The sequence below is a fragment of the Streptomyces sp. ICN903 genome (assembly GCF_022015835.1).
GTDB classification, from domain to species: Bacteria; Actinomycetota; Actinomycetes; order Streptomycetales; family Streptomycetaceae; genus Streptomyces; species Streptomyces fenghuangensis.
In genome coordinates, this window is record NZ_JAKMAY010000360.1 from 1 (window position 1) to 5,099 (window position 5,099).

The 5,099-nt window shown below is 74.1% G+C and carries 5 protein-coding genes; 2 read left to right on the forward strand and 3 right to left on the reverse strand.

Going from position 1 to position 5,099, the window contains the following annotated elements; genetic code table 11:
• Together L7D48_RS25530 and L7D48_RS25535 are read left to right on the forward strand one after the other, a co-directional pair.
• A partial coding sequence (locus L7D48_RS25530) for an HAD-IC family P-type ATPase (RefSeq protein WP_237882928.1) occupies positions 1-1,223 on the forward strand: 1,223 nt, incomplete at its 5' end.
• A gap of 70 nt (positions 1,224-1,293) precedes the next feature.
• Positions 1,294-2,115 carry an alpha/beta fold hydrolase gene (locus L7D48_RS25535; protein ID WP_256463263.1) on the forward strand — a complete coding sequence of 274 codons (822 nt, stop codon included), beginning with the start codon at positions 1,294-1,296 and terminating at the stop codon, positions 2,113-2,115.
• Positions 2,116-2,392: 277 nt separating this feature from the next.
• Here L7D48_RS25535 and L7D48_RS25540 read toward each other — a convergent pair whose 3' ends face one another.
• The 3 genes from L7D48_RS25540 to L7D48_RS25550 all read right to left on the reverse strand — a co-directional run bounded on the left by L7D48_RS25540 (position 2,393) and on the right by L7D48_RS25550 (position 4,867).
• Complete coding sequence (locus L7D48_RS25540; protein WP_237882930.1) at positions 2,393-3,193, reverse strand: GNAT family N-acetyltransferase; 801 nt, start codon at positions 3,191-3,193, stop codon at positions 2,393-2,395.
• Positions 3,194-3,327: 134 nt separating this feature from the next.
• Positions 3,328-3,861, reverse strand: a complete 534-nt coding sequence (locus L7D48_RS25545; protein ID WP_237882932.1) for a Uma2 family endonuclease — start codon at positions 3,859-3,861, stop codon at positions 3,328-3,330.
• A 46-nt stretch (positions 3,862-3,907) separates the two neighbouring features.
• Complete coding sequence (locus L7D48_RS25550) at positions 3,908-4,867, reverse strand: hypothetical protein (protein WP_237882934.1); 960 nt, start codon at positions 4,865-4,867, stop codon at positions 3,908-3,910.
• Positions 4,868-5,099: the final 232 nt, after the last annotated feature.

Genomic DNA, 5,099 nt, shown 5'->3' on the forward strand with positions numbered 1-5,099 from the left:
TCCTGCTCGCCCCCGGCTCCCCGGCCCTCGCCGAGACCGACCGCCTCAACCGGCAGGGCCTGCGCGTACTGCTGCTGGCCCGCTCCTCCCGCGCCCTGGACGACCCCGCCCTCGTCACCGGTCCCGCCGCGTCCGGATCCGGCTCCGAGCCCGCGACCGGTCCCGCCACAGAGCCCGCGGCCCTGGTCGTCCTGGAGCAGCGGCTGCGCCCCGAAGCCGCCGACACCCTGCGCTACTTCGCCGAACAGGACGTCTCGGCGAAGGTCATCTCCGGCGACAACGCCGTCTCCGTCGGCGCCGTCGCGGCCAAGCTCGACCTGCCCGGAGCGGACTCCACCGTCGACGCCCGCACCCTCCCGGAAGGCCGCGAGGAGCTGGCGGCGGCCCTGGAGGACGGCACGGTCTTCGGCCGCGTCACCCCGCAGCAGAAGCGCGACATGGTCGGCGCCCTCCAGTCGCGCGGCCACACCGTCGCCATGACCGGCGACGGCGTCAACGACGTACTGGCCCTGAAGGACGCCGACATCGGCGTCTCGATGGGCTCGGGCTCGGAGGCCACCAAGGCCGTCGCCCAGATCGTGCTGCTCAACAACTCCTTCGCCACCCTGCCGTCGGTCGTCGCCGAGGGGCGGCGGGTCATCGGCAACATCGAGCGCGTCGCCAACCTCTTCCTCACCAAGACCGTCTACTCGGTGCTGCTGGCCCTGCTGGTGATCGTCTCCCAGGTGCCCTACCCGTTCCTGCCGCGCCACCTGACCCTGCTGGGCGGCCTGACCATCGGCATCCCCGCCTTCTTCCTGGCCCTGGCCCCCAACAAGGAGCGCGCCCGCCCGCACTTCGTACGGCGCGTGATGCGGTACGCGGTCCCCTCCGGCATCGTCGCCGCGACCGCCACCTTCACCGTCTACCTGCTGGCCCGCTCCCACTACACCGGCCCGGACGCGCTGGAGGCCGAGACCAGCGCGGCGACGCTGACGCTGTTCCTGGTGGCACTGTGGGTGCTGGCGATCGTCGCCCGCCCCTACACCTGGTGGCGGATCGGGTTGGTGCTCACCATGGCGTCGGCCTTCGTGGTCGTCCTGGTCACCCCGTTCCTCCAGGACTTCTTCGCCGTCCGCCTGGTCGGCACGGTGATGCCGTGGACGGCCGTCGGCGTCGCCGCCGCCTCGGCCGCCCTCCTGGAGATCGCCTGGCGCTGGATCGGCCGCCGCTTCCCGGACTGATCCCGCCCGGGCCGGGCCGCCCGCGGATATCCGCGGGCGGCCCGGCACCCGCGTCCCTACCCTGTGCCGGATGACGACCCCGACGACGCTCCTCTCCCACGACACCGCCGGCGCCCCCTTCGGCGACGGGCTCTCCGGCGACGGCACGCCCCTGGTGCTGCTGCACTCCTCGGTCTGCGACCGGCGCATGTGGGACCCGCAGTGGGCGCCCCTGGCCGAGGCCGGCCACCGGATGGTGCGCTGCGACTTCCGCGGCCACGGCGACACCCCGGCCTCGACCGCGCCCTACCGCGACACCGACGACGTACGCGCCCTGCTGGACGCCCTCGGCATCGGGCGGGCCACCCTGGTCGCCTCCTCCTACGGCGGGCGCGTCGCCCTGGAGTTCGCCGCGCGGTGGCCGGACCGGGTGGCCGCCATGGCGCTGCTCTGCCCCGGAATGCCCGGCCACGAGCCCGGCCCGGAACTGACCGCCTTCGACGCGCGCGAGGAGGCGCTGTTCGAGGCCGGCGACCTGACGGCCGCCGTCGAACTCAACGTGGACACCTGGCTCGGCCCGGAGGCCGACGAGGCGGCACGCGAGAAGGTCCGGCGGATGCAGCGGCACGCCTTCGAGGTGCAGACGGCCGCGGAGGAGGAGTGGGGGGAGATCGGCGAACTCCCCGAGCCCGCCCTCGACCTCTCCGCGGTCACGGCACCCGTCCTCGCCGTCTCCGGCGCCCACGACCTGGCGGACTTCCGCACGATCGCCGCCCGCCTGGCCCGCCTGCTCCCCCGCGCCCGCCACCTCGAACTCCCCTGGGCGGGTCACCTCCCCGGCCTGGAGCGCCCGCAGGAGACGACGGCGCTGCTGACGGACTTCCTGCGGGAGTGCGCGGGCGCGGGCGCGTAGCGGGAAAAGCCCTGTCCGTCCGCCGTGGAGAGCAACGGTCGGACAGGCCGCGTGCGGCGTCAGCCCGCGATCGCCCCCAGGCGAGGCGCTGTCCGCCGGGGCCCACGTGCAGCCGCGTACGGTCGGCCGCTCGGTCCCGGTCGTGTGACTGAACGCACGCCGTGTGGCCGAGTTCCGCGACGCACGGGCCGCACGCGTACACGTCGCCCGTCGTACAAGTCCGTGTCGCCTCGCCCGCTCCCGTGGCTCACCGACACCGAGGGCGCCGGGCAGGTGGTCAGCCGGCCCGGGGGCACGGCGGCGTCCACGCGTAGGGCGTGGTGGTGGTCACCGCGTGAAAGCCCAGCCTGCGCAGGATCGGGGCGCTGTCCTCGGAGGCGTCCACCTGGAGGTACCGGACGCCCCGGTCCGCGGCGAGCTCCGCACGGGCGGTGACCAGCGCGCGGTAGATGCCCCGGCCGCGCCACGCGGGCAGCGTCGAGCCTCCCCACAGGGCGGCGAACTCGGTGCCCGGACAAAAAACCAGCCAGGCGGCGCAGACCACTTCGCCGCCTGCCTCGGCGACCAGGACGGCGATGTCTTCCGGGGCCGCCGCGGCGCGCCCGATCAGGTCGTCGCCGAGCCAGCCGAGGTCCTCACCCCAGACGGCGGACTCCATGGCGGCGATGCGGCGCATGTCGGCGTCCGCGGTGACCCGGCGGACGGTGACGCCGTCCGGCAGGACCGGGCGCGCGGCCGTCTCGCGGGCGAGGCCGATGACGACCGTCTCCCGCTCCCCGGGGACGAAGCCCGCGGCGCGCAGGCGGTCGGTGAGGTCGGCCGGTTCGTCGTGTCCGCGTGTCTTCCACTCCACCGCTTCGCCGCGCGCGGCGAAGTAGTCGCGCTGCCGGGCGATCAGCCCGTCGAGTCCGGCGCCGCGCAGTCCCGTGTCGCGTGGTGTGGCGACGAAGCCCCGGTGCCCGCCGACGATCCGCACCACCGGCCCGTCCTGCTCGTACCGGACTCCGGCCGGAGGGTTGGCGGGCGGTCTGCGCATCTGCTCGTCGTAGGCCGCGAGCAGGCCGTCGAGATCCGTCACGGTTCCGACTCTACGAGCGCCCGCAACCGGTTTTCCCGGCCGTACGGGCTGCTGCGGACAGGGGCATGCGACCGTCGGCCGGACCGCCCGGGCCGGTTTATCCACCTGGGAGGGGCCATCCGGCAGCACACGGCTCAGTAGACGTACAGCGTCGTGGTGTCGAGCACGGTGCCGATCGGTTCGCCCACCGGCACCGGTTCCCCGAACTCGCTCTCGCGCACGGCCCGGTAGCGCTCGCCTACCGGTTCGGAGTGCAGCAGGCAGACGCCCTTGACCGGATTCACGACCAGGTAGTACGGAATCCCGGCCACCGCGTACTTCCCGACCTTCCGGTCCAGGTCGTTCTCGGGGTTGGACTCCGAGACGACCTCCGCGGCAAGTAGCAGTTCGTCGGCCGGGAACTGCTTGAGCCGGGTCCCCCGGTAGGAGGGGCCGGCCACCGACACGTCGGGACGCAGGAGGGTCCTCCCGTGCCACCCCCCGTAAACGGTGTCGACCTCGGTCATCACGCACCACCTGGGCATGAGCTGGGAGGCGACGGCGAGCACCATCTGCCTGCGAGCGCTGCTCGCCACGGCGTCGATACGGATTTCCCCGTCGATCATTTCGCCCCCGAGGTCCGGGAACGCGGTGTCGATCTCCTGGAACCGCCGCATCTCCTCGGACATCACAGGGCCCTCCATTTGCGCCGTCATGGTGCGCCCCCTCTCACGCCTACCGGCCCAGAGTAGTGCCGCGAAGGGCGCCCGCACGGGAGTCACGCGGCTCGTCCGGCGATCCCCGGCGCCGCCCCCGGGCCATGGCCGCGCGTACGGCGGCGGCGTTGCGGCGTACGTCCACAGCCTGTGCGTCAGCTTGTGCGCCGCCGGAGCCGCCGCGGCGCTCCCCGCCCCGGCACTCCCGGCACAGCCCGCCGGGCAGGGCCTCCGGCCGGCCCGGCACGCCGCACACCGTGCACTCCACCAGCCGCAGGGTGCGGCTGCGCACCGGCGGGGGCGGCGGGATCTTGTGCTCCAGCCGCCAGGCGGCCACGGCGCGGGGCGAGTGCACGCCCTCGCCGGGCAGCCCGGCCGTCAGCGCCTCGACCACCTGCCGCTCCCCGGCGCCCCGGGCGAACCACTGGGCCACCAGCGGCGCCAGTTCCTCGCAGTCGGCCGCCGACAGGCCCATGCGCGGATCGGCCTCCCCCAGCCGCGCCAGCGTCCCGTAAGCCCGCGACCGCTCCGGTCGCTCCGGCTGTTCCTGTGCGGCGTCCGGCTCCGGAGGCGTACCCGCCGGGGCGGCGTCCTCCTTCGGGGCGGCCTTCCCGGTGGCCTCCCGGACGGCCCCCGGTTCGGCGGATTCCGCCTCCGCGAAGAAACCCGCCCACCAGGTGTCGGAGCGCGGGACACGCGAGAAGTATGTCCGCGTCACCCACTGGCCGCACCCCGGCGGGCGCTCCCGCACCCGCCTGAGATGTCCGGCCGCCGACATCTGCCGGAGTGCCGTGCCGACCGCCTGCTGGCCGTAGGGCAGCCGCGCGGCCAGCGCCTTGATGGAGATGTCGGCGCCCTCGGGCAGCCGGTCGATGTACGCGGCGACGGCCGCGGCCCGGGGCTTCAGCTCCGCGAAGTCGTCCTTGCGGCGCGGCCGTTGTCCGGGGACGTGCCGCTTTCCGTAGCCGGAAACGGCCATTGGATGCTCGCCGGAAGACGCGGAAAAGCTACAGTGGCTCTCAGCCATGGGATCGGGTTCCTTCAACTTCGTCGATCTCGTTGGTCAGGCCCCCGGAGGTGTTCGCAGCACCTGTCGGGGGCCGTTGCTTGTGCGGGACGCAACGCCGCATCGCCACGCCGAAGCGTGGCGCTCCGGTCACGAGAAGTCAACTCGCCTGCTCGCGCCCTCACTCGCGGAGGGAGGGCGGGTG